This is a genomic window from Modestobacter sp. VKM Ac-2978 (genome assembly GCF_026968025.1).
Classification (GTDB): domain Bacteria; phylum Actinomycetota; class Actinomycetes; order Mycobacteriales; family Geodermatophilaceae; genus Modestobacter.
The window spans coordinates 1-26,268 of record NZ_JAPVBP010000006.1; the positions used below are offsets into that span (position 1 = coordinate 1).

A 26,268-nucleotide genomic window follows, 5' to 3' on the forward strand; every position below is an offset into this window, starting at 1 on the left:
GAAGGACGCCGAATGGGGGTATTGATATATGGCACTGACTTTCGGCACGCTGTTGAGTTCTCAAGGAGCGGACGCGCACGTTCCCCGACCAATTTCTTGGCCGTTCTCCGTGGCGGTGATTTCCACTTTACACCAAGTTCCGCAGCGGGTGAACCTCGGGGGTTCTTCCGGCGGTTTCCCAGGCCCTGCGGCCCGGTCCGTTCTCGCTTGGTGCATGGAGAACGATACACGCCTTCAGAGGGGCTCTGCAGGGGGGTCCCCGGAGGGGTCTTCGAACGGTCCGGATGCGCTGCTGAGCAGGGAGAACGCGGCTCAGGCCACCCCGCGGGGGCGGAACTGGACGCTCACGCGTGGGCCGACGGGCTTGGTCGTCTTCGGGATGCAGTGCTCCCAGGTGCGCTGGCACGAGCCGCCCATCACCACCAGGTCGCCGTGCCCGAGGGTGAAGCGCCGGCTCTCGCCGCCACCCATCGGCCGGAGCAGGAGGGGCCGGGGGGAGCCGAACGAGACGATGGCGACCATCGTGTCCTCGGTGCGGCTGCGCCCGATGCGGTCGCCGTGCCAGGCGACGCTGTCCCGGCCGTCGCGGTACAGGCACATGCCGGCCGTCACGAACGGCTCGCCCAGCTCTGGCCGGTAGTGGTCGTCGAGGGCAGTGCGGGCGTCGGTGAGCACGGGGTGCGGGAGCACCTCGCCGCCCCCGTACCAACGCAGCAACCGGGGGACGGCGACCTCGCGGTCGTACATCTGCCGGCGGTCCTCCCGCCAGCCGATGTCGCCCAGCAGGACGTCGAGCACGCTGTCGGATCCCTCGACCCAGCCGGGCAGGTGGTCGACCCAGGCGCCACGGGTCAGCAGGTGCCGGGAGACCCGCCCCGCGAGCGGGCTGAGCGCAGCCTCCTCGGCCACGTCCCAGATCGACGGCTGGTGCGCGAGCGACATGGAGGGAGGTTACCCCCGGTTTCGCACAGGTGTTCGAAAACCTGTGGACAACCCGTCAGGCGCTGAGTGCCAGCACGAACGGCAGCACCGCACCGGCTCCCGCCAGCCGCAGCTCCCGGCCGGCGACGGTCATGGTCCAGCGCGAGTCGGCCAGGTCGTCGACGAGGAGCACCGGGGCGTCACCGAGCTCGGCCAGCCGGTCGCGGAGCTCCGGCCCGACCACGATGCGCTGCCAGACGCCCGCCAGCCGGAAGGCGCTGTTGCCGCCCGGCCCGCCGGTGGGGCCGCCGTGCGCCAGGTCGAGAGCCCCCAGGTAGGGCAGCCGCCCGAGCTGCGCCAGCCCCTGCGCCACGCCCGTCACCAGCGCGGGCCGCCGCCGGGACGGCATCGCCACCACGCCGGCTGGGCGCTGCGACCAGTCCCAGGAGCCCAGCACCCGCGCGCAGGCCTTGAGCAGCTCCTCGTCCGGCGGTGCGTCGTTGGGCAGGCCCGGCCGCATCACCCGGTGGCTCACGTCGTTGGCGGCGTCCGGGTCCTCCTCGATCGAGGGCGCCTCGAGGTCCTCCGCCAGGCTGGCCACGCCACCGACGCCGTCGTCCCCCAGGAGGGTGCGCAGGCGCTGACCCCAGCCCAGGTCGGTCAGCCGGGCCACGGCTCGACCGGTGGCGATCTGCTCGCCCGCCGCGATCTTGCCCTTCACCTCGACGCCCAGCCGGTCGGCGCCGGTGGGCCACTGCGCCCGCGGCGCGAGCTCCACGCCAGGACGGTCCAGCCGCGCGGAGGCCGCCTCGGCCGCCCCGGCCGGCACGTCGGTGGGGTACCAGGGGCCGGCGCAGACGTCACACCGCCCGCAGGGGGCGGCGGTCGGGTCGTCGAGGGCCGTCTGGAGGAAGGCCATCCGGCACTCGGCGGTGTCCACGGGCCGGGCGTAGCTGAGCATCGACCGCTGCTCGGCCTCCCGGGTAGCGGTGACCCGGGAGTACCGCTCGGCGTCGTAGACCCACGGGACGCCGGTGGAACGCCAGCCGCCCTGCACCCGCTCCACCGCGCCGTCGACGGCGAGCACCTTGAGCAGCAGCTCGAGCCGGGAGCGGCGCACGTCGGCCACCGTCTCCAGGCGGGCCACGGACCACGCCTTGCCGTCGGCCATCGCGGTGAGGACGGCGGCGGCGTGGTCCTCCCGGGGCATGGAGGACGTGGCGAACCACTGCCAGATCGCGATGTCCTCGGGGCCGGGGAGCAGCAGCACGTCGGCGTTGGCCACGGCGCGGCCGGCACGGCCCACCTGCTGGTAGTAGCTCACCGGGGACGACGGTGCGCCCAGGTGGACGACGAAGCCCAGGTCGGGCTTGTCGAAGCCCATCCCGAGCGCCGACGTGGCGACCAGGGCCTTCACCCGGTTCTCCCGCAGCGCCTCCTCGGCGTCCTTGCGGTCGGCGTCGTCGAGCCGCCCGGTGTAGGCGCGCACCTCGTGGCCGGCGTCGCGCAGCAGCGCCGCCGTCTCCTCGGCCGCGGCGACGGTGAGCGTGTAGACGATGCCGCTGCCCGGCAGGTCGCCGATGTGCGCCGACAGCCAGGCCAGCCGGGCGCGGTCGGTGTCCAGCCGCAGCACGCCCAGCCGCAACGAGTCGCGAGCCAGCGGGCCGCGGACCGTGGTGACCTCGACCCCGCCGGCGCCGAGCTGCTCGGCGACGTCGGCGACCACCCGCTCGTTGGCCGTGGCGGTCGTCGCGAGCACCGGGGTGCCGGCGGGCAGCTGACCGAGCAGGTCGCGGATGCGGCGGTAGTCGGGGCGGAAGTCGTGCCCCCAGTCGGAGACGCAGTGCGCCTCGTCGACCACCAGGAGCCCGCAGCGCTCGACCAGGCTGGGCAGCTGCTCGTCCCGGAAGCGCGGGTTGGTCAGCCGCTCCGGGGACACCAGCAGGACGTCGACGTCGTCGGCGGCGAGCCGGGCGTTGATGTCGTCCCACTCGGTCACGTTGGAGCTCGAGATCTCCACGGCCTTGATGCCCGCGCGGGCGGCCGCGGCCACCTGGTCGCGCATCAGCGCGAGCAACGGGCTGACCAGCAGCGTGGGGCCGGCACCGCGGCGGCGCAGCAGTGCGGTGGAGACGAAGTAGACCGCGGACTTCCCCCAGCCGGTGCGCTGCACCACCAGCGCGCGCTGGTGCCGCTCGACGAGCGCGGTGACGGCGGCGTCCTGCCCCTCGCGGAAGACGGCATCGGCTCGGCCGGTGAGCTCGCGCAGGACGCCGAGCGCCTCATCGGCCAGATCGGTCTCGACAGCGGTGCTCATGCCCCCGACCGTAGGCGGCGGCACCGACAACGGGGACCTGGGCGTGCGGTGGCTGTGGACGACCGGTTGGATGGGCCTCGATGCTGCCCCCGGACAACCACGTGCACTCCGAGTTCTCGTGGGACACCGGCCCACGAGCCTCTCTGCTGCGCGCCTGCGAGCGTGCCGTGGAGATCGGCCTCCCGGCCATCGCCTTCACCGAGCACCTGGACTTCACCGTCTGGGACGCCGCCGATCGCGCCACCGCGCAGGGGCTGACCGACCGCCACCCCGCCAACCAGCTGCCGATCGACGTCGACCTCTACGCCGAGACGATCTGGGAGGCCCGCCAGCGCTTCCCGACGCTGCGGGTCTGGTCCGGCGTCGAGGCCGGCGAGCCGCACCTGTTCGGTGCCAGCGTCGCCGCGCACCTGGGCGCCTCCCCGGTCGACCGGGTGCTCGGCTCGCTGCACTCGCTGCCGGTCGACGGTCGGCTGATGGGCGTCAACCGGCTGCTGCACGCCCCGGGCGTCGACGTCATCGCCACGATGCGCCGCTACCTCACCGAGATGGTGGCGATGATCGAGAGCAGCGACGTCTTCCAGGTGCTGGCCCACTGCGACTACCCCCGGCGCTACTGGCCCGGCGGCCGGGAGCAGTACCCGGAAGCCGTGTTCGAGGAGGAGTACCGGGCGGTGTTCCGGGCGCTGGCCGGCAGCGGCCGGGCCCTCGAGGTGAACACCACCAGCCCGCTGTGGTCGGTCGGGCTGCTCCGCTGGTACCGCGAGGAGGGCGGCGACGCCGTCAGCTTCGGCAGCGACGGCCACCAGCCACACCTGGTCGGGCAGCGGTTCGACCTGGCGGTCGACGTCGTCGAGCAGGCCGGCTTCCGCCCCGGCCGGGACCGCTTCGACTTCTGGCGCCGCTGAACGCGCTCGCGGACGACCATCCGAGAACGGTGGGTGTCGATCCGGTCGTGGACTGCCGATGAGGAGGTCGTGACCGTTCCGGCTGGCTCAGAGGCCCCGACCGACGAGGACGACGCCGTCCCCTTCGGCCCGCAGACCGTCGTCCAGGAGGCGACCACCGCCGGCCTGGCCGCCATCGCCCGGCTGCACGAGGAGGCCCTCGCGGCGATCGCCGCGCTGGCCGAGAGCTGGGAACAGCCCGCCGACCCCGTCCGGGTGCTCCGCACGGCCGAGCGGCCGGCCGTCGTCCTCCGGCCCGGGAGCGCGGCCGCCGCCTGATTCTCGCGGAGGTACTTCACCGCTAAGGCAGTTCACCGCTAGGGTCACGCAATGGCCCTCCCCCGTCGTGTCGTCATCGCCTTGGGCGGCAACGCGATGACCGGTGCTGACGGCTCCGCCACCCCACGCGCTCAGCGAGACGCCATCGCCGTGGCAGCCCGGCACGTGGCCGCCGTCGTCGCCACCGGGGCCGAGGTGGTCCTCACCCACGGCAACGGTCCCCAGGTCGGCAACCTGCTGGTCAAGAACGAGCTGGCCGCGCACGTGGTGCCACCGGTCCCGCTGGACTGGAACGTCGCCCAGACCCAGGCGACCATCGGCTTCACCTTCGCCGACGAGCTGGACGCCGCGCTGGCCGCCCTCGGCTCGCCGCAGCGCACCGCGGCGCTGGTCACCCGCACCCTCGTCGACCCCGCCGATCCGGGCTTCGCAACGCCGTCCAAGCCGGTCGGCCGGCACCTGCCCCGCGACGAGGCCCAGCGCTTCATCGAGCTCGGGCAGAACTGGGAAGACCGCGGCGAGCGCGGCTGGCGACGGGTGGTCCCCTCACCCGAGCCGCTGTCGGTGGTCGACGTCCCGGCCATCTCGGCGCTCAGCAGCGCCGGGTTCGTGGTCGTCTGCGCCGGCGGAGGCGGGGTCCCCGTGGTCCCGGGCGCCCAGGACGGCGATGCGCTGCTGGGCGTCGAGGCCGTCATCGACAAGGACCTCACCGCCGCGCTGCTCGCCCGGGAGCTCCGTGCGGACACGCTGGTCATCGCCACCGACGTCCCGCACGTGATGGTCGACTTCGGCACCCCGTCGGCCCGCCCGCTGACCCGGGTCACCGTCGCCGAGATGCGTGCCCACGCCGACGCCGGCCAGTTCGCCCGCGGCAGCATGGGCCCCAAGGTCGAGGCCGCGCTCCGGTTCGTGACCGACTCCGGGGACGGCCGTCAGGGCGCTCGCGCCGTCATCACCGCACTGACCCACATCTCCGACGCCGTCGCCCGTGACGACGTCGGCACCGTCCTCACCGCACAGAAGGAGTAGCCATGCCCGCACCGATCGAGGTCCGCAAGGTCCCGCTGCACAACGTCAGCGACGCCTCCGAGCTCGCCAAGCTCATCGACGACGGCGTCATGGAGGCCGACCGGGTCATCGCCGTCATCGGCAAGACCGAGGGCAACGGCGGCGTCAACGACTACACCCGGATCATCGCCGACCGTGCCTTCCGCGAGGTGCTGATGGAGAAGGGCTCGCGGAGCAAGGAGGAGGTCGGCGAGATCCCGATCGTGTGGTCCGGCGGCACGGACGGCGTGATCAGCCCGCACGCCACCATCTTCGCCACGCTGCCCGAGGACTCGGTGGAGAAGACCGACGAGCCGCGGCTCACCGTCGGGTTCGCCATGAGCGAGGTGCTGCTGCCCGAGGACATCGGCCGGCTGACCATGGTGGAGAAGGTCGCCGAGGGTGTGCGCCGGGCCATGGCCGAGGCGGGCATCACCGACCCGGCCGACGTCCACTACGTGCAGACCAAGACGCCGCTGCTGACCATCGAGACGATCCGCGAGGCCAAGTCCCGCGGCCAGGAGACCTACTACGACGAGCCGCACGGCTCGATGGACCTCTCCAACGGGACGACGGCGCTGGGCATCGCGCTGGCGCTGGGCGAGATCGAGATGCCGGAGCAGAAGCAGGTGATGCGCGACTTCGACCTGTTCAGCGCGGTCGCCTCCTGCTCCTCGGGCGTCGAGCTGGACCGGGCGCAGATCATCGTCGTCGGCAACGCCCGCGGGCACGGCGGCGACTACCGGATCGGCCACTCGGTGATGACCGACGCCCTCGACCAGGACGGCATCTGGAACGCCATCCGGGACGCCGGCCTCGAGCTGCCGGAGCGCCCGCACACCTCCGACCTGGACGGCAACCTGGTCAACGTCTTCCTCAAGTGCGAGGCCGACCCGACCGGTTACGTCCGCGGCCGGCGCAACGCGATGCTCGACGACTCCGACGTCTTCTGGCACCGGCAGATCAAGGCCACCGTCGGCGGCGTCGCCGCGTCGGTGACCGGCGACCCGGCGGTGTTCGTGTCGGTGGCCGCAGTGCACCAGGGCCCCTCCGGCGGCGGCCCGGTCGCCGCCATCGTCAAGACCTGACGGACGACGCGCGGCGCCGGTCGGGGCTCCCCGACCGGCGCCGCAGTCATGTCGGTCACGGCGTCCTGCGGTCGCATCCGATGAGGGCCTGGAAGTAGGTCATCGGTCCTCTGGCGCCGCTGCGCTCGTCCATCACGGGCGAGAGCGCCCGGCAATGTGCCGCAGTCAGGGGCCAGACCCGATGCGCCAGCAGGACCGCGACTGCGTGGCCTGCTCTGCTGTCGTCCGTCTCGGTGACGTACCGCACCACCTCGTCGTGACCTCCCTCCACCACCGCGCCGTAGGGCAGCGACGCGGACACGTGGACCTCCAGGTGACGACCATCGGGCAGCGACAGTCGGTAGGAGCAGCCGACGTCGTCCGAGTCCGCCACCGGGAGCACCTGAACCGGTGCGATCGCGGCGAGATCCCGCTGGATCGGCTCGTGCACGTTCGCACCTGCCCTGGCCCACGCGAGCTGAAAGTCAGGGTGCGCCGGGTCACCATAGGCGGACCGCAGGTAGTGGTCGATCGTCGCGTGCGCCGGGTCGGGTGGCACAGGACCGAGCTCAGGTTCCGCTGGGTTCGCCTCGTCGTCCCACCCGAGGTCATCATCAAGCTGCGCTGTCGCCGTGGCCAGCCACTCTCGGAGGTCCTCGAGCAGGGCAGTGACGTCGTGCTCGTCACCCAGCTGCCCGGTGCCCATCGCCAGCTCGCAGGCCCGGACCAGGCTGCGCACGGTCGCCTCGTCGCTGTACCGGACACACCAGACGAAAGGGTCGAGCACGGAGCCGCCCGCAGACAGGCGCTGCTCCAGCGCCCAGACGAGGAGCCGGTTGGCGTTCCGCTGGGTGAGGCCGGGCAGGTCGAGAGACCAGTACGGCCACTCGGTCAGCTCTGACTCCGTGGGTCCTCCTCCGATCAAGGAGCATTCCCCCCGAGCTCATCGCCCAACAGCCCGAGCACCTGGCCGGCGGGGTCGTCGGGGGTCCGCCGGTCTCGCTCCGGGCCGACGAGGTCCCAGAACGCCGCCAGCGTGTCCTCGGAGCGCGGCTGCCAGCGCCGCGGCTTGTTCCGCTTCCCGTCAAGCACCTCGACGGCGCCGGCGACGAGCAGCTCGTCGATGGTGTCGTGCCGCAGCGAGCTCCACCGCCAGGCCGTGGATCGCTCCATCACCCGGCGGTGGGTGGCGGCGTCGCAGTCCAGCATCGCCACGGCGAGTTCCTGCTCATCGCGCAGCCAGAGCTGTTCGGCGATGTCCTCCCGGGTGGCGACGATCACCGAGCGAGTGTGACGGCCCACAGCCTCGTCAGACGCAGCGACACCCGCTTGGGCGCACGTGCGATCCGTTCTCTCCGCGACCGGCGCGGTGACACCGGCGCCCACCCGGTCGCGGAACCGATCGGTGGGCCGTCGTCCTCCGTCAGGCGACGGTGGTCTCCAGGGTGACCGGGACGTTGCCGCGGGTGGCGTTGGAGTAGGGGCAGACCTGGTGGGCGGCCTCGACCAGCTGCTCCGCGGTCGCCTGGTCGACGCCGCCGAGCTCGACGTGCAGCGCGACCTCGAGACCGAAGCCACCGGCGTCGTTCGGGCCGATGCCGACCTCGGCGGTGACGCCGGCGTCGCTGATCGGGGCCTTCTGCTTGCGGGCCACCATCTTCACCGCGGACAGGAAGCAGGCGGCGTAGCCGGCGGCGAACAGCTGCTCCGGGTTGGTGGCCCCGCCCTCGCCACCCATCTCCTTCGGGGTGGCCAGGTCCAGGTCGATCAGACCGTCGGAGGAGCGGGTGTGGCCGTTGCGGCCGTCCCCGGTGGCGGTGGCGACGGCGGTGTAGACGCTGGACATGAGCGGGCCTCCAGATGGTTGGTCACGACACCTCCGTGTACCCGCCGTGTCGGCCGCACGCATCGGCGCGACGCCGATCTCGCTCACACCCGGGGTACACGAGGCTGACCAGTGGGTTGGCTACCTTGATCACTGCGCTGGCCCGGGGGAGGCCGGACGGACGAGGAGCTGCTGCGGTGACGAGGTCGCAACGCCTGCAACGGGCGCTGCCCGCCGGGGTGCTGGCCGTCGTCACGGTGACCGACGTCCTCAGTGGGCCGGAGCAGGTCATCCTGGGCCTGGTCGTCATGTCCCCGCTGCTCGCGGCGACGACGCTGGGCCGGCGGGCGACGGTCGGCTACGCCGTCCTCGCGCTCGTCCTGGCAGCGCTGCTGGGCATCTACGACGAGCAGTACACCGCGAGCACGCTGGTCCCCCAGGCCGTCCGGTTGCTGGCGGTGGCGATCGGCGGCGTCCTGGCCGTGGGCGCCTGCACGCTCCGGCAGCGACGCGAGGCCCAGCTGGCCCGGCTGAGCGCCCAGGCGGCCACCACCGAGGCGACGCTCCAGATGGCCGAGGCGCTGCAACTGAACCTGCTCGGCCCGCCGCCGCAGGTGGCCGGCCTGGAGTCGGCCGTGCGCTACCTGCCGGCCAGCCAGCACACCCAGGTGGGCGGCGACTGGTACGACGCCTTCTCCCTCCCCGACGGGAGCACCATGCTGGTCATCGGGGACGTCGCCGGGCACGACGCCCCGGTGGCCGCGAGCATGGCCCAGACCCGGGCGATGCTCCAGGCGATCGCCCACCGTTCGACGGGCTCCCCGGCGGAGGTGCTGCGGGCCCTGGACGAGGTGCTCGCCGCGCTGCAGCTGCACACCCTAGTCACGGTGCTGGTGGCCCGGATCGACGCGCGGTCGCCCGATGCCGTCGACGGCACGCGGCTGCTCCGGTGGTCCAACGCCGGCCATCCACCGCCGGTGCTGGCGCAGGCCGACGGCGGGGTCACGCTGCTCGATCGCCCCCCGGAGAGCCTGCTCGGCATCGCGCCCGGCGCCCCGCGGACCGACCACACCCTGCGGCTGTGCCCGGGCGACACGCTGCTCTTCTACACCGACGGACTCATCGAGCGACGCGACGCACCGCTCGACGACGGGTTGGCCTGGCTGGTCGACGAGCTGACCCGGACCGGCCGCGAACCCCTCGACCGGCTCTGCGACGGCCTGCTGGGCGAGCTCGGTGGGCGGGTCGACGACGACGTGGCCCTGCTCGCCGTCCGTCTCCCCGACTGAGCGCGGGCGCCGGGGGTTCAGGCCGCGCGGTCGCGCCCCTCGGCCTTGACGTCGGCGGCGTACCGGTCGACGTACTCGGCACCGGACAACCGCTGCAGCTCGGCCATGACCTCGTCGGTCACGCTGCGCAGCGCCGCCCCGTCGTCGGCCGGCCCCGGGTGGTCGGAGAAGTCCAGCGGTTCACCGATCCGGACGACCACCCGGCCGGGACGGGGCAGCCGCGCGCCCGGGGGCATCAGGGCGCGGCTGCCGATCACGGCGATCGGCACGACCGGGGCCCCGGTGGTCAGCGCCAGCCGCGCCACCCCGGTCTTGCCGCGGTGCAGCCGGCCGTCGGGTGACCGGGTGCCCTCGGGGTAGATGCCGAGCACCCCACCACCGGCGAGCACCTCCCGACCGCGCCGCAGCGCGGCCTCGGCGGCCGTGGCCCCGCCGCGGTCCAGCGGGACCATGCCGATGCTCTCGAGCAGCAGCCGCATCGCCCGGCCCAGCAGCCCGGGTCGGGTGAAGTACTCGCTCTTGGCCAGGTAGGTCACCCGGCGGTGGCTGAGCACCGGGGGGAAGAACTGGTCGAGGGTCGAGGGGTGGTTGCCGGCCAGGATCACCGGCCCGGTCGCCGGGAGGTTGTCCGCCCCCTCGACCTGTGGCCGGAACAGGCCCAGGACCAGCGGCCGCACGAGCGCGAGGACGACGGGGTAGGCGTCCATGCTCACCGCTCGTCCGGTGCCCGGCCGGCATGGTCGACCAACTGCTCGGCGCTGTCCTGCCCGTGCATCCGGGCGCAGGACGCACAGCAGAAGAAGACGCCGTCGGCCTCGACCCCGTGCCCGACCACCTTCACCCCGCAGTTCTCGCACACCGGTGCGAGCGCGTGGATCGCGCACTCGAAGCTGTCGAAGGTGTGCACCGCCCCCGCGGCGTGCACCTCGAAGCTGAGCCGGTAGTCGTTCCCGCAGACCTCGCAGCTGGCCATGGCCCCACCCTCCGTCTCCGGGTGACCGGGTCCGGTCACGTGCGATGCGACCTACCCGAGGACGCCGTGGGGTAACGGCGGGTACCGGATCGTCAGCGCTCGGTGCGGGACTGCTAGGTGCAGCTCTGCTCGGGGCCGGGCACGTAGCCGACCTGGAGCCCGTCGACGGCCGGACCGCTCCGCAGCCGGACGCCGGCGACCCCGGCACACAGCAGGGCCGCCGCGGCGCACGTCTCGATCAGCTCCTCGGCGTGGGAGACCAGCACGTACAGCGCGCCGTCCCCCACGGAGTCCAGCACCAACCCGCCGGCGGACTCCAGGCCGACGGCGGCCGCGAGCAGGGCCGCGACGCCCAGCAGCATCCACCGGCGCGGCGACGGCGGAAGCCGGCGGGCCGCCACGACCGTGACGACCGCCAGACCGGCGGCCAGCACCAGTCCGGGCAGCACCCAGGCGAAGTGCAGACCGCCCTCCCCCGCGCCCAGCGCACGCCCCAGCGGCTCCAGCCGTTCGTGCACGGCGAGCAGGTCGTCGACGGAGAGCAGGACCAGCGACCCGGCGGTCAGCAGCCACGGCCAGGCGGTCCGGCCGGCCCGGTGCGCCAGCACGGCCACCCCGGCGTGCAGGGCCGCACCCACGGTCAGCAGCGCGCCGTTGAACCAGGTGTGCAGGCTGCCCTCGGCGCGGACGTCGAGCAGCTGGACCAGCGGGGACGACGGGTCGCGCAGCACGTCCCAGGGGGTGATCCGCAGCAGCACCAGGCTGAGCCCGGCCAGCAGACCACCCACTGCGGCGAGGGGCCAGAAGACCGCGAACGCCCGCCGGTCCGTTGCGGTCCGGCCACCTGACGTCCACCTGGCGTTCCCCACCCGGGCACGCTAGCCCACTGGTTGACATCCGCAAGGATCAGGCGGCGCGGGACTCCTGGGCCAGCGCGGCGAGGGCCTGCTCGAAGCAGGCCTGCGGCGGCTGCACGAGCCCGGCGCCGACCTGGCCGGTTCCCGCGACCCGGCCGGCCATGCCGGTGTTGATCTGCGGCAGCCAGCCGGTGCGGGCGACCTGGAGGACGTCGATGCCGGTCGGGGAGCCGCGGAAGCCCATGATCGGGATCTGCATCGCTGGGTTCTCGGCCAGGGTGATCTGGTACATCCGCTCGGTGGTCGCCAGGGCGTCGGGCACGGTGCCGCCGACGAACCGGACGATCGCCGGCGCCGCGGCCATGGAGAAGCCGCCGACGCCGTAGGCCTCCATGATCGCGGAGTCGCCGATGTCGGGGTTGGCGTCCTCGGGGCCGTAGTCGCCGAGGTAGAGCCCCACCGGGGTGTTGGCCGGGGCGGTGAACCAGCGGTCGCCGGTGCCGGCGGTCTGGATGCCGAACTCGGTGCCGTTGCGGGACAGCACGGTGACCATCGACGACCCGGCGACGTCGCGGGCGGCGTCCATCGCGAGCTTCGCCGTCGGCATGCCGAGGTTCAGGTAGAAGTGCTCGTTGCCGCCGATGAAGCGCAGCACCTCGGCGATGTCCTGGGCCGGTGCGTCGACGCCGACGATGGACGGCGACAGCTCGCGCAGCGCCATCAGCGAGCCCGCGCGGTTGCGGTTGTGCCCCTCGTCGCCCATCTGCAGCATCTGGGCGAGGATCGCCTTGACGTCCAGCGGCTCGGGGCGGCTGCGGACGGCGCGCTGGAGCACCGGGCCGAGCACGTCGCGCATCCAGGCCAGCCGGGTGAGCACCTCGTCGTTGTAGGCGCCCATCCGCAGCACCTTGCCCAGGCCCTCGTTGAGGTTGCACCAGGCCTGCCCGCCGTTGGCCGGGTCCTCCAGGCACCACATCCACATCGACGGGCTGGTCACCCCGGCCATCGGGCCGACCGTGCGGTGGTGGTGGCAGGGGTCGAGCGCGATCTCGCCTGCGGCCAGGATGCGCTCGGCGTCGGCGACGTCGGTCGCCCAGCCCTCGAAGACGCAAGCGCCGATGAGCGCGCCGCGCATCGGGCCGGAGGCGGTCTCCCAGGTGAGCGGCGGCCCGGAGTGCAGCAGCATCCGGTCGGGCAGGTCGAGCACCTCGCGGGCCGGGCGGACGTCGACCAGCAGCGAGCCGGCGGCCAGCACCCGCTCGACGGCGACCCGGTTGGCGGCCGCCCGGCGCGGGTCGAGCGCGAGCTGGGTGAGGTCGTCGGCGCTGCCGAAGCCCGGCGGGCGCCAGTCGACGTCGGTGACGCTCGCGCCCTGCTGCCGGAGCGCGGTGGAGAACACCTCGACGCCGGCGGCGACGATGGACGGCGGGGCGGACAGCAGTCCGCCGAGGGGCTCCGTCATGCCTGGTCTCCCAACAGCGCGAGTGCGTAGCGGACAGCGGCCGCGTTGGAGGCGAAGACCGCAGCGCCGGCCTCGGCGAGGGCGTCGGCCTGCCGGGACCAGCCCTGCGGGTCGCCCTCCGTGCCGACCAGCGCCACCACGGTGGGCAGGCCGGCCGACCGCAGGGCGGGCACCAGGGTGGCGGCCGGGTCGGGGTCGGCACCGTGGCCGAGGACGACGTCGAGCAGCAGGACGGCGGGCTCCCCGCCGGCGGCGAGGCCGGCGATCGCCTCCAGCCGCAGCGTCGGGTCGATCATCGGGTGCGCGCGGCCCACGGTGAGCGCGTCGTCGCCGAAGTCGACGACCACGTGGCCGCGGGCGGCCAGGTCGGTGCCGAGGTCGAGCTCGGGGCGCAGCGGGGTGTTGGAGCGGATGTCGCCCAGGGCCGGGGCGGCGATCAGCATCGTCTCGTCGGCGAGGGTGCCGCCGGAGTAGAAGCCCTTGAGGACGGCGCCGTCCGGCACCGCGTCCGCGGTCCCGGGCCGGGAGGGCCACTCGGGGACGGCGACGCCCAGGTCACCGAGCAGCGCCTCGACCGCGGCGGTGAGGTCGGGCTGCTCGGGGCTGAGCGCAGCGGAGCGGACCGGGACGTCCAGCCCGCGGGCCACCTCGGCGACCCGGGCGGCGACCGACGGAGCCGGGGGCTTGGAGACCAGCAGCACCCGCTCGGTGGCCGGGTCGGCGTCCAGCGCCGCCAGCGCATCGAGGGTGGCCAGCCCGCCGACGGCCTCGGAGAGGTCGCGGCCGCCGACGCCGAGCACGTGCGAGACGCCGACGCCGGCCGCGTCGAGCAGGCAGCTGACCTGCTGGGCGCCGGTGCCCGAGGCCGCGACCAGGCCGACCGGACCGCGGCGGACGACGTTGGCGAAACCGAGGGCGACCCCGGAGACGATCGCCGTCCCGCAGTCGGGGCCCATGACCAGCACCCCGGCGTCGTGCGCGGCCCGCTTGAGCGCGACCTCGTGCTCGACCGGCACGCCGTCGCTGAAGATCAGCACCGACCGGCCGGCCGCGATGGCGTCGGCGGCCTCGGCGACCGCGTACTGCCCGGGCACGCTGATGATCGCCAGCGTCGGGTCGGGGGCGCCGTCCAGGCCGGCGCCGATCGTGCGGGGCGGGATGGTCTGCGCCTCGCCCCGGTCGGCGCGGGCGGTGAGCGCGGCGTCGACGGCGGCGACCGCGGCGGCCAGCTCGGCGTCGTCCGTGGCGGTCAGCGCGATGAGCAGCTGGTCGGGCTTCGCCTCGCCGTCGGGCGCCAGGCCCATGCCGGCGGCGAGCTCGAGGTTCAGCGGCGTGGCCATCGCGACGACGACGGTGTGCACGCCGGGGCGGTCACCGATCTCGCGACTGACCTGCATGAGCCGGACGGAGTCGGCGTAGACGCCGCTGCGCAGGGAGACGTGCCGGACTGGACTGTCGCTCACCTGGCGGGACGCTACCGGAGAAACCCTCTTAGCGGTGAGAGACCGTTTCCGGTTCTGCGGCCGGAGAGCCCCGGGAGTCGGCGCCGCAGGGCGAGGAGCACCGGGGGCAGCGTGAGCTCCAGGGCCGTCAACGCCGAGAACAACGGGTGAGGCCGCCCGCTCGCCTGCACCGCGACCAGCCGCGCCACTCCTCCGATGACCGTGGTGGCGCAGACCGAACGCAGCTCATCCGCATCGAGCGCCGGATCACGGGCCAGTCGCCAGGCGCGCGGCCCCTGCGCCGCCCACCAGACCGCGTAGAAGCGCAGCACGCTGTCGACGCTGGCCGTCGTCGGCGCGCCACCCGGGATGGCGGCGGGACCCCGTGCGACCACCGACGTGCCTGTTGCCGACGCGACCGCGCCCATGGCCACCAGCACGACACGGATCGTGCGGGCCGCCGCCGCGGGCGTCATGCAGCCGGGACGTCGTGGCACGGGGACATGCCCCGATCCTCGCAGCTCGGGAGCCGGCAGCGCGCCTGCCGTGCTCCTGGACGCCGTCACGAAGATTTAGCACTGAGGTACTTCCGCCTCCCAGGATCCGGTGACACAGTTGCGCCTTCCCCGCCCCGTAGGCCCGCACCCGGAGGTGACCCGCACCCGGTGAAGCCCGCTCCGTTCGGCTATGCCGACCCGACCTCGGTCGACGAGGCGCTCGACGTCCTGACCAGCGAGGGCGAGGGCGCGAAGGTGCTCGCCGGCGGGCAGTCACTGCTGCCGCTGCTGTCGATGCGACTGGCCGCGCCCACCACCCTGGTCGACATCAACCGGGTGCCCGGCCTGGACCAGATCTCCGCCGGCCCCGATGGGGTGCGAGTGGGGGCGCTGGTCCGGCACGCCCAGCTGCTCGCCTCCTCCGAGGCGGCCGGCGTCCAGCCGCTGCTCGGCCGGGCCACGGCGAACGTCGCCCACCCGGCCATCCGCAACCGGGGGACGACGGTCGGCTCCATCGCGCACGCCGACCCCTCGGGCGAGATGACCGCGGTGCTGGCGCTGACGGACGGCTCCGTCACGGTCGCGACGCCCGAGGGGCGCGAGACGATCGGCTGGGGCGACTTCTTCCTCGGGCCGCTGGAGACCTCGGTGCACGGGCCGGCGGTCGTCCTGGACGCCTTCTTCCCGGCACTGCCGGAGCGGGCGGGCACCGCGTTCGCCGAGATCGCCCGGCGCAAGGGCGACTACGCCGTCTGCGGGGCGGGCGTCGTCGTCACGCTGGACGCCGACCGGCGGGTCAGCTCCGCCCGGGCGGCCTACCTCTCCGTCGGGCTGGTGCCCGAGGTGCACGACCTGACCGACGCCGTCGTCGGCCAGCCGGTCGACTCCGCGGACTGGGCGGCGGCCGGCGAGCTGGCCCGCGGCCTGGTCGACCCGGACGGCGACCTGCACGCCAGCGCCGACTACCGGCGACTGCTGGTCGCGACCCTCACCGCCCGCACGCTGGCCGACGCCGGCGCCGAAGCAGCCAGGAGGACCGCGTGACCGAGGTCAGGACCGAGCGGGCGATCTCCGTGGTCGTCAACGGTGTTCCACGTGAAGCGACCGTGCCGGTGCGCTGGCTCCTGTCCGACGCGCTGCGGCACGAGTTCGGGCTGACCGGCACGCACGTGGGCTGCGAGCACGGCGTCTGCGGTTCGTGCACGGTGCTGGTCGACGGGCAGCCGACCCGCTCCTGCCTGGTGCTCGCGGTGCAGGTCGACGGCCGCGAGGTGACCACGGTCGAGGGCCTGTCGCGCTCGGACCACCAGGGCGGGCAGGTGCTGCACCCGATCCAGGAGGCGTTCCGGGAGTGCCACGCGCTGCAGTGCGGGTTCTGCACGCCGGGCTTCCTGACCACGATCGCCGCCGGCCTGGACGCCCGCGACCCGTCGGTGGAGATCACCGAGGAGGAGGTCGACGAGCTGGTCGGCGGCAACCTGTGCCGCTGCACCGGCTACGCCAACATCAAGAAGGCCTGCCGGCACGCAGCAGCGACCATGCGCGAGGCGACCACCCCGACAGAAATGGCCATTTCTGTCGGGGATGAGGAGGCGGGGCGGTGACGACCAAGTTCTTCGGGGAGCCGGTGCGCCGGCGCGAGGACGCCCGGCTGATCATCGGCCAGGGCCGCTACCTCGACGACATCGGCTCCGGCGCCTACGAGGCGGCGTTCGTCCGCAGCCCGTACGCGCACGCCCGGGTGCTCGACATCGACGTCAGCGCGGCGATGGACGTCGAGGGCCTGCTGGCGATCTACACCTACGAGGACCTCACCGGCCCGATGGCCGAGCCGCTGCCGGTGCTCATCCCGCACCCCCAGCTCACCGCCCCGCGCACCGGCTACCCGCTGGTGAAGGACGTCGCCCAGCACGTGGGCGAGCCGATCGTGATGGTGGTGGCCACCGACCGGTACATCGCCGAGGACGCCGCCGCGCTGATCGAGATCAGCTACGAGGAGCTGCCGGTCGTGGTGGGCGTCGACGCGGCCGAGGCCGCCGAGCACACCGTGCACGACGACGTCCCGGACAACGTCGCCGCCCGGCACCACCAGGAGACCGGCGACGTGGAGGCGGCGCTGGCCGCCAGCGCGCACACGCTCTCCTTCACCCAGTACTTCGAGCGCAGCGCCTCCATGCCGATGGAGGGCAAGGGCGTGCACGCCCGCTGGGACGACGCCGACTCCTCGCTGCGGGTCTACTCCTCCACCCAAGCCTCCACCTCGGTGCGCGCGGCGATCGCGGCCAAGCTCGAGCTGTCGATGGAGAAGGTCGAGGTCATCGCGCCCGACGTGGGCGGCGGGTTCGGCGTGAAGATCGTGCACCCGTGGCCGGAGGAGCTGCTCGTGCCGATGGCCGCCCGGCTGCTGGGCCACGAGGTGAAGTGGACCGAGGACCGGCGCGAGCACTTCATCTCCAGCGCGCACGAGCGTCAGCAGCGGCAGGAGATCAGCGTCGGGTACGACGACGACGGGCGGATCACGGCCCTCGACGTCCTGGTCTGGCACGACAACGGCGCGTACACGCCCTACGGGATCATCGTGCCGATCAACACGGCCACCCAGCTCTGTGGCCCGTACGACATCCCGGTCTACCGGGCCCGGGTGAACAGCGTCTACACGAACACCGTGATCGTCACGCCCTACCGCGGGGCCGGCCGGCCGCAGGGCACGTTCGCGATGGAACGCACGATGGACCGGATCGCCCAGGCGCTCGGGATCGACCGCGCGCTGGTGCGGGAGCGGAACCTGATCCAGCCCGACCAGTTCCCCTATGACTGGGGCCTGACGTTCCAGGACGGCCGCCCGCTGATCTACGACTCCGGTGACTACCCGGCGATGATGGCCAAGCTGAAGGTGCTGGTCGACTGGGACGGGTTCGCCGAGCGGCGGGCCGCGGCCGAGGCGCGCGGGAAGCTGCTGGGCATCGGGATGGCGCCCTACGTCGAGGGCACCGGGCCCGGGCCGTACGAGGGCGCGCACGTGCAGGTGCTGGGCAGCGGCAAGGTGCTGGTCTCCACCGGGCTGACCTCGCAGGGCCAGGGACACGAGACGGTGTTCGCCCAGCTGGCGGCGGCGGAGCTCGGTGTCCCGATGGAGGACGTCGAGGTCACCACCGGCGACACCCGGCGGTTCGGGTACGCGGTCGGGACGTTCGCCTCCCGGGCCGCGGTGGTCAGCGGCAACGCCGTCGCGCTCGCGGCGCGCGGGGTGAAGGAGAAGGCGCTGCGGATCGCCGCCGAGGTGCTGGAAGCCGACCCGGCCGACCTGGAGATCGACGAGGGCCTGGTCCAGGTCAAGGGGACGCCGGGCGCTTCCATCCCGCTGCGCACGGTCGCCGTCCTGTCCAACCCGCTGCGGTACGCCTTCGACGAGGCGGCGCGGCAGGCGACCCAGTTCTCCGGGCCGGGCGACGACTCCAAGCCGCCGGTCGCGGTCGGGGACGCGCCGGGGCTGGAGCACACCGACTACTACTCCCCGCTGCGCTCGACCTTCGCCTCCGGCGCGCACGCCGTGGTCGTGGAGATCGACCCGGCGACGTGGGAGATCCAGATCGAGCAGTACGCGGTGGTGCACGACTGCGGCACGATCATCAACCCGATGATCGTCGAGGGACAGGTGCACGGCGGCGTCGCGCAGGGCGTGGGCGGGGCGCTGTACGAGCGGATGGCCTACGACCGCGACGGCCAGCTGACCAACGCCTCGTTCATGGACTTCCTGATGCCGTACGCCTCCGAGGTGCCCGACGTCGACATCGACCACCAGTCGACGCCGTCGCCGCTGAACGAGCTGGGCATCAAGGGCGCCGGCGAGGCCGGCGTCATCCCCGGGTCCGCGGCGATCGCCTCGGCGATCGAGGACGCGGTGGGACGGCGGATCGCGGCGATGCCGATCTCCCCCACCGAGCTGTACGACCTGGTGCGCTCGGACGCCGAGCGCGTGACCAACTCTTCTCCCCACGACTCTGGAGCGATGGCGTGAACCTCGACGGCAGTGCGGTCCTCTCGGCGGCCCCGGAGCAGGTCTGGGCGGTGATCACCGACCCGGCGGTGCTGGCGCGGACCATCCCGGGCTGCGAGTCGCTGCAGCAGGTCGGCGAGGACAGCTACACGATCGTCGTCTCGGCCGGCGTGGGCGCGATCCGCGGGAAGTACGCAGGTGAGGTGCGGCTGAGCGATCTGTCGTTCCCGAAGTCGTACGTGATGCACGCGTCCGGCTCGGGTGGGCCGGGGTCGGTGCGGGCGACGGTGCAGATCAACCTGGCGCCCTCGGGTGACGGCACGGAGCTGACGTACTCGGCGGACGCCGTGGTCGGTGGCGCGGTCGCGGGTGTGGGCCAGCGGATGATCACCGGCGTCGCCAAGAAGATGGCCGGGCAGTTCTTCTCCGCGGTGGACAAGGAACTGGTGGAGCCGAACGTGGTGGCCGACGTCATCCCGATCGCCGCCGACGTTCCCGCGGGAACGTCCGCCAACGCCGCTCCCACTCCGGCCACCTACGCCAACGCCCCGGCCGCTGCGGGCGGCTGGGTGCCGGCCGAGGCGCGGCCCCTGCTGGTCGGCGCCGCCGGCGGCGGACTGCTCACCCTGCTCGGCGTCTGGATCGGCTACCTCCTGGGCCGCCGGGGCTGAGCGTCGGCCAGACGCTCGATCGCGGTGCGGAGGCGGTCGGGGGCGTTGGCGGCGTAGCCGAGGACGAGGCCGGGGTCGCCAGGGGTCAGTCGGTGCCAGGACAGCGGGTGCACGACGACCCCAGCGTCACGGACGGAACTGGCCAGCTCGACGTCGTCGGCGTCCGAGCCGGGGAACGTGATCAGCACGTGCAGCCCGGCCGCCACCCCGGAGACGACCGCGCCCGGCAGGTGCTGGGCCAGCGCGGTCACCAGCGCGTCCCGCCGGGCCCGCTGCCGGCTCCGCACCAGCCGCAGGTGCCGGTCGTACTCCCCTGACCGGTGCAGCTCGGCCAGCACGAGCTGCGGCAGCGCCGGGCTGCCCAGGTCGCTCGCGTGCTTCGCCGCCACCAGGTCGGCGTCCAGGGACGACGGCGCGACCAGCCAGCCCAGCCGCATCCCCGGCGCCAGCGTCTTGGACGTGCTCCCGGTGTGCGCCACGTGCTCGGGCGCCGACGGCTGCAACGCCGGGACCGGCGCCCGGTCGTACCGGTGCTCGGCGTCGTAGTCGTCCTCGATCACCAGCCCGCCGCCGTCCCGGGCCCAGCCCAGCAGCTCCCGCCGCCGCCCCGGCGACAGCACCACCCCGGTCGGGAACTGGTGCGCCGGCGTCACCATCACCGCCGGCACGGCCGGCATCGCCGCGACGACCAGCCCGTCGGCGTCCACCGGCACCCCGACCGGCCGCAGCCCCCAGTGGGCGAACTCCTCCCGCGCACCCCGCGACCCCGGGTCCTCCACACCGACCGTCTCCGCGCCCCGCGACCGCAGGGTCTGGGCCAGCAGCGCCAGCGCCTGCGCCACCCCGGACACCACCAGGACCTGCTCCGGCGCGACCTGCAGGCCACGGGTCCGGCCGAGCCAGCCGGCCAGCTCGCCGCGCAGCCGGGCACTCCCCCGCGGGTCGCCGTAGCCCAGGTCCGCCGCCGATGCGTCCCGCAGCACCGCCCGCTCCGCCCGCAGCCAGGCCGCCCGCGGGAACGCCGCCAGGTCGGGCACCCCCGGCGACAGGTCGATCTCGCCCTCCGCCGCCGGCCGGTTCGTCGGCAGCGGCAGCCGCACGGGCCCGGCGGGTGTGTCGACGGCGGGGCGGGGCGGCGCCGCGACCGACCGGGGCAGGACGACGGTGCCCGACCCGGTCCGGGCCGCGACCAGCCCCTCGTCCACCAGCCGCTGATAGGCCTCGACCACCACGCCGCGGGCGATGCCCAGGTCGCCGGCCAGTGCGCGGGTGGCCGGCAGCCGGTCGCCCGCCGCCAGCCGACCGTCCAGCACCGCCGCCCGCACCTCAGCGGTCAGCCAGTCGGTCAGCCCGCGCGCCGGCGCGACCGCCGGGTCGAGCTGGAGGAAGTCGGCGCCGCGCATTGGTCCACTCCCGACGACGGTGATTGGCCCTCCACGGTGGACCAGCAGGCCAGCAGCATGGCAGCCATGACGGTCACGGCGGAAGCACCCCAGCAGCAGTCGGCGGCCACCGCCGTCCTCACCGGGGCGACCGCGATGGGCTTCGTCGGCAGCAGCGTGGCGATCTCCGCCGTCCTCTCCGACGCACCGCTGTTCTCCGCCCAGTCGCTCCGGTACGCCGCGGCCTGCCTGATCCTGGTCGGCTTCGCCCGACTGGCCGGACGGTCGGTGACCAGGCCGCGCGGTGCGGAGTGGGCCTGGCTGCTCGGCATCGTCGGCACGGGCATGGTGCTGTTCAACGTGGCGCTGGTGCGCGGGTCCGAGCACGCCGAGCCGGCCGTGCTCGGGGTGGCCGTGGCCAGCGTGCCGATCGCGCTCGCCGTGGTCGGGCCGCTGATGACCGGACGGCGTCCCGAGGCGCGGGTGCTGCTGGCGGCCGCGGTGGTCACCGTCGGCGCCGGGCTGGTGCAGGGCCTGGGCCGCAGTGACGCCGTCGGGCTGGCCTGGGCGGTCGTCGTCCTGGCCTGCGAGGCCGGGTTCACCCTGCTCGCCGTCCCGCTGCTGGCCAGGCACGGCGCGTGGGGCGTCTCGGTGCACACCACCTGGCTCGCGGCGGTGGTGTTCGGCGTGCTCGGGCTCGCCACCGAGGGGCCGACGGCGGCCGCCGAGCTGACCGGCGGCGAGCTCGCCGCGGTGGGCTACCTGGCGGTCGGGATGACCGCGGTCGCCTTCGTGCTCTGGTACTCCGCCGTCGGCCGGCTGGGCACCGCCCGCGCTGGCCTGCTCACCGGTGTCGCCCCGGTCGCCGCCGCCGGGGTCGGCGTGGCGATGGGCGGTGCGGCGCCCGGACCGCTGGTGTGGCTCGGCATCGCGGTGGTCGGCGCCGGGCTGACCGTCGGCCTCACCTCCCGGGCAGGCTGACCGCGCGGCGCGGGCGGCGCCGGGCTCATCTCGACAGGCGAGGCCCATGGGGACCACAGGGTGCGCACAGGCGCTCGGCCGACGCTGAGGGCATCGGTCGGATCGCCTGACCGGAGTCGGAGGAGACCATCGTGCGCACGAAGCTGATCACCCTCACCACCGCCGGGCTGCTCGCCGTGGGCGGCGCCGCCGTCGCCGTCCCTGCCCTGGCCGCCACGGACTCGACCGACCCCGCCGCCGCGGAGTCATCGCGGGTCGACCGGATCACCGAGGCACTGGCCGGGCTGGTCTCGGACGGTTCCCTCACCCAGGAGCAGGTCGACGAGGTGGCCGCCACCCTCGACGCGGCCGACCTCGGTGGTGGACACGCCGGCGGACACGGCGGGTGGCACGGCGGGTGGGATGGCGGCCCTGGCAACGGTCGTGGCCTCGAGACCGCGGCGACGGCCCTGGGCATGACGGAGGAGGACCTGCGCACGGCCCTTGAGGCCGACGGTGCCACGCTCGCCTCGGTGGCCGAGGAGCAGGGTGTGGCCGTGGACACCCTGGTCGACGCCCTGGTCGCGGCCGCGCAGGAGCGCGTCACCCAGGCCGTCACCGACGGCGACCTGACCCAGGAGCAGGCCGACGAGCGCCTGGCCGACCTGGAGGCGTGGATCACCGAGCGGGTGGACAGCAGCTGGGGCGACCGGGGGCAGCGCTGGACCGACAGCGAGGACGACGCCACGGACTGACCCCGCTCACGGCGGTCCGTGACGGTCAGAGCCTCGCGACCATCCGCCCGAGGGTCTGCGGCGCGATGCGCAGCAACGTCGGCATCAGCTTCGTCTGGCCCGGCAGCGCCATCGGCCGCCGCTGCCGGAGTGCGCGCAGCGTCACCGCGGCGACCTCGTCAGGTGACAGCTTCGGCCCGGCCCGGCCGGCGTTCATGGGCGTGTCGGTGGTCGGCGGGAGCACCTCGAGCACGTGCGTGCCGCGAGGTGCCAGCTGGCGGCGCAGTCCCTCGGCGAAGCCGTGCAGGCCGGCCTTGACGGCGCCGTAGGTCGGGGCCCGGGTGGGCGAGACCAGGGCGAACCCCGACGTCACGAACACGATCGCCTCCAGGGCCGGCCAGCGCTGCAGCGCCTCACCCGTCAGCTGGATGGGTGCGGTGAGGTTCAGGTCGATCTCCTGCTCGAGCGCCGCCGTGGCGTCGTCCGCGGCGAAGTCCCGCTCGACGAACGTGCCGGCGTTGTTGACCAGCACGTCCAGCCTGCCGAACCGGTGGGTGATGGCGTCGAGCACGGCGTCTCGCGCCTCCGGGACGGTCACGTCTGCCTGGACGGCCAGCGCCTCCGGATGCGCCCGGCTGAAACTGTCGAGCGCCGTCCGCGATCGGCCGCACACGGCCACCGCCGCTCCGTCGCCCAGGAAGGCCTCGGCCAGCCCCAGGCCGATGCCCGACGTCCCACCGGTGATGAGCACGACCTTCTGCACAGCTGCCTCCAGAGACTTCGGTATCGAGCGGTACCGAATGAGACCGTAGCACTTCTGAACCGCTCGGTACCGAAGACGTACGCTGGAGTGGTGGAGGACGAGCGGACGGCACCGATCGGCAGGCCGCGCGGCTTCGACGTCGACGAGGCCCTCGACCGCGCGGTGCGGGTCTTCTGGGCGCAGGGCTACGAGGGCGCCAGCCTCGACGACCTGACCCGTGCCATGGGCATCAACCGCACGAGCATGTACCGGGCCTTCGGCAACAAGGAGGAGCTGTTCCGCAAGGCGCTGACCCGGTACGCCGAGGGCCCGGCGTCCTACGTCGCCCGGGCACTGGGGCAACCGACCGCCCGCGAGGTGGCCACCACGTTCCTCGGCGGCGCGGTCGAGGCCAGCACCCTCCCGGACTGCCCTGCCGGGTGCTTGAGCGTCCAGGGGTCCCTGGCGGCCGGCGAGTCCGGCCGCCCGGCCCGGGACACGCTCACCGCCTGGCGAGAGGAGGGCACCACCCACCTGCGGGCCCGCTTCCAGCAGGCCGTCGAGGACGGCGACCTGCCGGCCGGCGTCGATCCCGGGCTGCTCGCCCGGTACCTGATGACCGTGGCCAACGGGATCGCCGTCCAGGCCGCAGGCGGCACCAGCCGTGCCGAGCTCCAGCTGGTGGCCGACGTCGTTCTTCAGAACTGGCCCCCCACCGGCCCCTGACCGGAGATCAGGGCGCCGCAGCTCCGGCCAGCCGCCGGCCGAGGAAGTCGCGGATCAGCTCGGCGACCTGGCCACCGGCGCTCTCGAGCAGGAAGTGCCCGCCGTCCAGCAGGTGGACCTCGGCGTCGACGGCGTCGTGGGCGAAGCTGCGCGCGCCCTCCGGGCCGAAGATCTCGTCACCCGCTCCCCAGACGGCGAGCACGGGCACCCGGCTGTCGCGCAGGTACTGGTGCAGCGCCGGGTACAGCGGCGGGTTCGTGCGGTAGTCGCGGAACAACGCCAGCTGAGCGAGGTCGTTGCCGGGGCGCGAGACCAGCGCGTGGTCGTGGTGCCAGGTGTCCGGGCTGACGACGGTCCCGTCCGCGACCCCGTGCAGGTACTGCCAGCGGATCGCGTCGATGCTCAGCGCGCCCCGGACCGCCGCCTCGGTGTCGACGTTCGGGTTCTGCGCGTAGTCCCAGACCGGCGCCCAGAAGTCCTCGACGAAGCCGGCGTCGTAGCCGTTGCCGTTCTGCGTGACGATCGCGGCGATCGCCTCCGGGTCGCGCAGCGCCAGCCGCCAGCCGACCGGGGCGCCGTAGTCCTGCACGTAGACCGCGTACCGGGTCACGCCCAGCTCGCGCAGCAGGCCGGCCGTCAGGTCGGTGAGTGCGTCGAAGGTGTAGTCGAACTCCGTCACCGGCGGCGCGTCGGACAGCCCGAAGCCGAGCATGTCCGGGGCGATCACCCGGTAGCGGTCGGCCAGCTGCGGGATCAGCTCGCGGAACATGAACGAGCTGGTCGGGTACCCGTGCAGCAGGACCACGACGGGCGCGTCGGCCGGTCCGGCCTCCCGGTAGAACAGCTGCCGGCCGTCGACGGTGGCGAAGCGGTGGTGGACGTGTGCCATGGTGGCTAACCCTTCTAGGTTCGATTGGTGGTTACAGACGCTGGCACGGCAGCGTGTAACCTGTCAAACGAACCGAGGAGGTTAGATGCAGCTGGTCGACGACTCACCCGCCGACGAGGCGTTCCTGCTCGAGCTGCTGAACACGACACCGATCGTCGACCACGCTCAGCGGGACCTGCTGGACGGCGAACCCGGCAGAGCCTGGCTACGGGAACGGGGCGGCGATGGATCGGCCGCCGAACAGGGCGCGACCCGCGCCGCCCGCGACGCGCTCCAGGCGGTCGCTCGCGGGGACGAGGGTGCACAGTCGCTGGCACCACTGCTGTCCGACCTGCGCCTGGCGCCCTCGATCGAGGACGAGGGCATCAGCTGGAGCCTCACCGACGTGCCGCCGGCCCGCACCCTGGCCGTCCGGGCACTGCTGGCCTGGGATGCCGTGCGCCGCACCAGCCCCGGGCGGCTGCGACCCTGCGCCAACGACGAGTGCGCACTGTTCCTCATCGACCACAGCAAGCCCAACCGGGCTCGCTGGTGCTCGATGGCCACGTGCGGCAACCGGATGAAGGCCCGCCGGCACCACGAGCGCACCCGCGCCGAGGCATCCGCCGCCGAGTCCGGAGGCTGACGGCCGAGCTGGTCAGCGCCGCGAGCCGGTGACCCGCAGGCCGTCGAGCGCGGCGACCAGGATCGGCCGCGAGTAGTCGGGGTCGCCGTGGATCGCGCTGACCGCGATCACCATGTCGAGCACCTGCTCCAGCGTCAGGTCGCCCCGGATCTCGCCGGCCTCCTGCGCCGCGGCGAGCAACGGCCGGCCGGCGGCCATCACCCGCTCCCGGCTCCGGTCCAGCACCGGGCCTGGGCCCTCGGCCTGGGCGAGCAGCTCGGCGGCGATCTCGTGCTTGCTGGCGAAGAAGCCCACGAAGTGGTCGACCCAGGAGAGGAACCGGTCGCTGGGTGATCCGTCGACCGAGGCAGCGGCCGCGCAGACGGCGTCCACCTGGTCGGTGTAGAGCGCCTCCAGCAGGTCCCGCCGTCCGGGGAAGTTGCGGTACAACGTGGCCATCCCGACGCCGGCGCGGCGAGCGACCTCGGCCATCGACAGCGGGGCGCCCGGCTCGGCGAACCCGGTTCGCGCGGCGGCGAGGATCCGCTCGCGGTTGCGCTCGGCGTCGGCACGTCTGGCAGGCATGACTTCCTAAGTGGAGAGGTTATCCGGTACGGTAGGTGGACAGCCTGTCCACATC

General features: G+C 73.7%; 28 protein-coding genes. 13 read left to right on the forward strand and 15 right to left on the reverse strand.

Annotated elements, in window-relative coordinates; all coding sequences use genetic code 11:
• Positions 1-312: 312 nt before the first annotated feature.
• Both O2W53_RS15135 and O2W53_RS15140 read right to left on the reverse strand, forming a co-directional pair.
• On the reverse strand, positions 313-942 hold the full coding sequence (locus O2W53_RS15135) for an alpha-ketoglutarate-dependent dioxygenase AlkB (RefSeq protein ID WP_269163885.1): 630 nt from the start codon (positions 940-942) through the stop codon (positions 313-315).
• Between the two features lie 55 nt (positions 943-997).
• Complete coding sequence (locus O2W53_RS15140) at positions 998-3,238, reverse strand: RecQ family ATP-dependent DNA helicase (protein WP_269163886.1); 2,241 nt, start codon at positions 3,236-3,238, stop codon at positions 998-1,000.
• 80 nt (positions 3,239-3,318) lie between these two features.
• On the opposite strand from O2W53_RS15140, the gene O2W53_RS15145 reads away from it, so the two are divergent.
• The 4 genes from O2W53_RS15145 to O2W53_RS15160 all read left to right on the forward strand — a co-directional run bounded on the left by O2W53_RS15145 (position 3,319) and on the right by O2W53_RS15160 (position 6,599).
• Positions 3,319-4,146, forward strand: coding sequence for a PHP domain-containing protein (locus tag O2W53_RS15145; RefSeq protein WP_269163887.1), 828 nt, complete (start codon positions 3,319-3,321; stop codon positions 4,144-4,146).
• Between the two features lie 69 nt (positions 4,147-4,215).
• Complete coding sequence (locus tag O2W53_RS15150) at positions 4,216-4,464, forward strand: hypothetical protein (protein WP_269163888.1); 249 nt, start codon at positions 4,216-4,218, stop codon at positions 4,462-4,464.
• Positions 4,465-4,515: 51 nt separating this feature from the next.
• Positions 4,516-5,493 carry a carbamate kinase gene (locus tag O2W53_RS15155; RefSeq protein ID WP_269163889.1) on the forward strand — a complete coding sequence of 326 codons (978 nt, stop codon included), beginning with the start codon at positions 4,516-4,518 and terminating at the stop codon, positions 5,491-5,493.
• A 2-nt stretch (positions 5,494-5,495) separates the two neighbouring features.
• Positions 5,496-6,599: a ring-opening amidohydrolase gene (locus tag O2W53_RS15160; RefSeq protein WP_269163890.1), complete on the forward strand. Its 1,104-nt coding sequence runs from the start codon at positions 5,496-5,498 to the stop codon at positions 6,597-6,599.
• 55 nt (positions 6,600-6,654) lie between these two features.
• Here O2W53_RS15160 and O2W53_RS15165 read toward each other — a convergent pair whose 3' ends face one another.
• The 3 genes from O2W53_RS15165 to O2W53_RS15175 all read right to left on the reverse strand — a co-directional run bounded on the left by O2W53_RS15165 (position 6,655) and on the right by O2W53_RS15175 (position 8,424).
• The gene (locus O2W53_RS15165) at positions 6,655-7,317 is read right to left on the reverse strand and encodes a hypothetical protein (protein ID WP_269163891.1); all 663 of its coding nucleotides are present in this window, start codon (positions 7,315-7,317) and stop codon (positions 6,655-6,657) included.
• Between the two features lie 182 nt (positions 7,318-7,499).
• Positions 7,500-7,859 carry a hypothetical protein gene (locus O2W53_RS15170; protein ID WP_269163892.1) on the reverse strand — a complete coding sequence of 120 codons (360 nt, stop codon included), beginning with the start codon at positions 7,857-7,859 and terminating at the stop codon, positions 7,500-7,502.
• A 142-nt stretch (positions 7,860-8,001) separates the two neighbouring features.
• A complete protein-coding gene (locus tag O2W53_RS15175; RefSeq protein WP_269163893.1) occupies positions 8,002-8,424 on the reverse strand; it encodes an organic hydroperoxide resistance protein in 423 nt (140 codons plus the stop codon).
• A 176-nt stretch (positions 8,425-8,600) separates the two neighbouring features.
• Here O2W53_RS15175 and O2W53_RS15180 point away from each other — a divergent pair, with 176 nt between their 5' ends.
• Positions 8,601-9,692: a PP2C family protein-serine/threonine phosphatase gene (locus tag O2W53_RS15180; protein WP_269163894.1), complete on the forward strand. Its 1,092-nt coding sequence runs from the start codon at positions 8,601-8,603 to the stop codon at positions 9,690-9,692.
• A gap of 17 nt (positions 9,693-9,709) precedes the next feature.
• On the opposite strand, the gene O2W53_RS15185 is transcribed toward O2W53_RS15180, so the two are convergent.
• The 6 genes from O2W53_RS15185 to O2W53_RS15210 all read right to left on the reverse strand — a co-directional run bounded on the left by O2W53_RS15185 (position 9,710) and on the right by O2W53_RS15210 (position 14,866).
• Positions 9,710-10,399, reverse strand: coding sequence for a lysophospholipid acyltransferase family protein (locus O2W53_RS15185; protein ID WP_269163895.1), 690 nt, complete (start codon positions 10,397-10,399; stop codon positions 9,710-9,712).
• A 2-nt stretch (positions 10,400-10,401) separates the two neighbouring features.
• A complete protein-coding gene (locus tag O2W53_RS15190; protein WP_269163896.1) occupies positions 10,402-10,665 on the reverse strand; it encodes a hypothetical protein in 264 nt (87 codons plus the stop codon).
• Positions 10,666-10,778: 113 nt separating this feature from the next.
• Positions 10,779-11,534 (reverse strand): hypothetical protein, encoded by a 756-nt coding sequence (locus O2W53_RS15195; RefSeq protein ID WP_269163897.1) that lies wholly within the window; start codon positions 11,532-11,534, stop codon positions 10,779-10,781.
• A 37-nt stretch (positions 11,535-11,571) separates the two neighbouring features.
• The gene (locus tag O2W53_RS15200; RefSeq protein WP_269163898.1) at positions 11,572-12,984 is read right to left on the reverse strand and encodes a DUF1116 domain-containing protein; all 1,413 of its coding nucleotides are present in this window, start codon (positions 12,982-12,984) and stop codon (positions 11,572-11,574) included.
• Positions 12,981-14,447: an FdrA family protein gene (locus tag O2W53_RS15205; RefSeq protein WP_269163899.1), complete on the reverse strand. Its 1,467-nt coding sequence runs from the start codon at positions 14,445-14,447 to the stop codon at positions 12,981-12,983. The genes O2W53_RS15200 and O2W53_RS15205 overlap by 4 nt, the downstream gene beginning before the upstream one ends.
• An 11-nt stretch (positions 14,448-14,458) precedes the next feature.
• Entirely contained in the window at positions 14,459-14,866 is a 408-nt protein-coding gene (locus tag O2W53_RS15210; protein WP_269163900.1) for a DUF4345 domain-containing protein, read from the reverse strand.
• A gap of 225 nt (positions 14,867-15,091) precedes the next feature.
• Here O2W53_RS15210 and O2W53_RS15215 point away from each other — a divergent pair, with 225 nt between their 5' ends.
• From O2W53_RS15215 to O2W53_RS15230, 4 genes are read left to right on the forward strand one after another with little or no spacing between them, the layout of a single operon-like run.
• Positions 15,092-15,967 (forward strand): FAD binding domain-containing protein, encoded by an 876-nt coding sequence (locus O2W53_RS15215; RefSeq protein WP_269163901.1) that lies wholly within the window; start codon positions 15,092-15,094, stop codon positions 15,965-15,967.
• Positions 15,964-16,527: a (2Fe-2S)-binding protein gene (locus tag O2W53_RS15220; RefSeq protein ID WP_269163902.1), complete on the forward strand. Its 564-nt coding sequence runs from the start codon at positions 15,964-15,966 to the stop codon at positions 16,525-16,527. The genes O2W53_RS15215 and O2W53_RS15220 overlap by 4 nt, the downstream gene beginning before the upstream one ends.
• A complete protein-coding gene (gene cutA, locus O2W53_RS15225; protein WP_269163903.1) occupies positions 16,524-18,941 on the forward strand; it encodes an aerobic carbon-monoxide dehydrogenase large subunit in 2,418 nt (805 codons plus the stop codon). The genes O2W53_RS15220 and cutA overlap by 4 nt, the downstream gene beginning before the upstream one ends.
• A complete protein-coding gene (locus O2W53_RS15230) occupies positions 18,938-19,591 on the forward strand; it encodes an SRPBCC family protein (RefSeq protein WP_269163904.1) in 654 nt (217 codons plus the stop codon). The genes cutA and O2W53_RS15230 overlap by 4 nt, the downstream gene beginning before the upstream one ends.
• Here the strand turns inward: O2W53_RS15230 and pdxR are convergent.
• Positions 19,567-20,994 (reverse strand): MocR-like pyridoxine biosynthesis transcription factor PdxR, encoded by a 1,428-nt coding sequence (gene pdxR, locus O2W53_RS15235; protein ID WP_269163905.1) that lies wholly within the window; start codon positions 20,992-20,994, stop codon positions 19,567-19,569. The two genes, O2W53_RS15230 and pdxR, sit on opposite strands and share 25 nt — an antisense overlap.
• A gap of 66 nt (positions 20,995-21,060) precedes the next feature.
• Between pdxR and O2W53_RS15240 the strand changes: the two genes are divergently transcribed.
• The gene (locus tag O2W53_RS15240) at positions 21,061-21,954 is read left to right on the forward strand and encodes a DMT family transporter (RefSeq protein WP_269163906.1); all 894 of its coding nucleotides are present in this window, start codon (positions 21,061-21,063) and stop codon (positions 21,952-21,954) included.
• A 131-nt stretch (positions 21,955-22,085) separates the two neighbouring features.
• A complete protein-coding gene (locus O2W53_RS15245) occupies positions 22,086-22,688 on the forward strand; it encodes a hypothetical protein (RefSeq protein WP_269163907.1) in 603 nt (200 codons plus the stop codon).
• A gap of 25 nt (positions 22,689-22,713) precedes the next feature.
• On the opposite strand, the gene O2W53_RS15250 is transcribed toward O2W53_RS15245, so the two are convergent.
• On the reverse strand, positions 22,714-23,430 hold the full coding sequence (locus O2W53_RS15250) for an SDR family NAD(P)-dependent oxidoreductase (RefSeq protein ID WP_269163908.1): 717 nt from the start codon (positions 23,428-23,430) through the stop codon (positions 22,714-22,716).
• Positions 23,431-23,520: 90 nt separating this feature from the next.
• Here O2W53_RS15250 and O2W53_RS15255 point away from each other — a divergent pair, with 90 nt between their 5' ends.
• Positions 23,521-24,135, forward strand: a complete 615-nt coding sequence (locus tag O2W53_RS15255) for a TetR/AcrR family transcriptional regulator (protein ID WP_269163909.1) — start codon at positions 23,521-23,523, stop codon at positions 24,133-24,135.
• A gap of 7 nt (positions 24,136-24,142) precedes the next feature.
• On the opposite strand, the gene O2W53_RS15260 is transcribed toward O2W53_RS15255, so the two are convergent.
• On the reverse strand, positions 24,143-25,024 hold the full coding sequence (locus O2W53_RS15260) for an alpha/beta fold hydrolase (protein WP_269163910.1): 882 nt from the start codon (positions 25,022-25,024) through the stop codon (positions 24,143-24,145).
• An 85-nt stretch (positions 25,025-25,109) separates the two neighbouring features.
• Here O2W53_RS15260 and O2W53_RS15265 point away from each other — a divergent pair, with 85 nt between their 5' ends.
• Positions 25,110-25,649, forward strand: coding sequence for a CGNR zinc finger domain-containing protein (locus O2W53_RS15265; RefSeq protein ID WP_269163911.1), 540 nt, complete (start codon positions 25,110-25,112; stop codon positions 25,647-25,649).
• Positions 25,650-25,661: 12 nt separating this feature from the next.
• Here O2W53_RS15265 and O2W53_RS15270 read toward each other — a convergent pair whose 3' ends face one another.
• Entirely contained in the window at positions 25,662-26,213 is a 552-nt protein-coding gene (locus O2W53_RS15270; protein WP_269163912.1) for a TetR/AcrR family transcriptional regulator, read from the reverse strand.
• Positions 26,214-26,268: the final 55 nt, after the last annotated feature.

What these genes read in the sequence shown, in the direction of transcription:
- O2W53_RS15135 (WP_269163885.1), bottom strand. Translation starts at nt 942, where the DNA reads ATGTCGCTCGCGCACCAGCCGTCGATCTGGGACGTGGCCGAGGAGGCT.
- O2W53_RS15140 (WP_269163886.1), bottom strand. Translation starts at nt 3,238, where the DNA reads ATGAGCACCGCTGTCGAGACCGATCTGGCCGATGAGGCGCTCGGCGTC.
- O2W53_RS15145 (WP_269163887.1), top strand. Translation starts at nt 3,319, where the DNA reads ATGCTGCCCCCGGACAACCACGTGCACTCCGAGTTCTCGTGGGACACC.
- O2W53_RS15155 (WP_269163889.1), top strand. Translation starts at nt 4,516, where the DNA reads ATGGCCCTCCCCCGTCGTGTCGTCATCGCCTTGGGCGGCAACGCGATG.
- O2W53_RS15160 (WP_269163890.1), top strand. Translation starts at nt 5,496, where the DNA reads ATGCCCGCACCGATCGAGGTCCGCAAGGTCCCGCTGCACAACGTCAGC.
- O2W53_RS15175 (WP_269163893.1), bottom strand. Translation starts at nt 8,424, where the DNA reads ATGTCCAGCGTCTACACCGCCGTCGCCACCGCCACCGGGGACGGCCGC.
- O2W53_RS15185 (WP_269163895.1), bottom strand. Translation starts at nt 10,399, where the DNA reads ATGGACGCCTACCCCGTCGTCCTCGCGCTCGTGCGGCCGCTGGTCCTG.
- O2W53_RS15190 (WP_269163896.1), bottom strand. Translation starts at nt 10,665, where the DNA reads ATGGCCAGCTGCGAGGTCTGCGGGAACGACTACCGGCTCAGCTTCGAG.
- O2W53_RS15200 (WP_269163898.1), bottom strand. Translation starts at nt 12,984, where the DNA reads ATGACGGAGCCCCTCGGCGGACTGCTGTCCGCCCCGCCGTCCATCGTC.
- pdxR (WP_269163905.1), bottom strand. Translation starts at nt 20,994, where the DNA reads ATGCGCGGCGCCGACTTCCTCCAGCTCGACCCGGCGGTCGCGCCGGCG.
- O2W53_RS15240 (WP_269163906.1), top strand. Translation starts at nt 21,061, where the DNA reads ATGACGGTCACGGCGGAAGCACCCCAGCAGCAGTCGGCGGCCACCGCC.
- O2W53_RS15260 (WP_269163910.1), bottom strand. Translation starts at nt 25,024, where the DNA reads ATGGCACACGTCCACCACCGCTTCGCCACCGTCGACGGCCGGCAGCTG.
- O2W53_RS15265 (WP_269163911.1), top strand. Translation starts at nt 25,110, where the DNA reads ATGCAGCTGGTCGACGACTCACCCGCCGACGAGGCGTTCCTGCTCGAG.
- O2W53_RS15270 (WP_269163912.1), bottom strand. Translation starts at nt 26,213, where the DNA reads ATGCCTGCCAGACGTGCCGACGCCGAGCGCAACCGCGAGCGGATCCTC.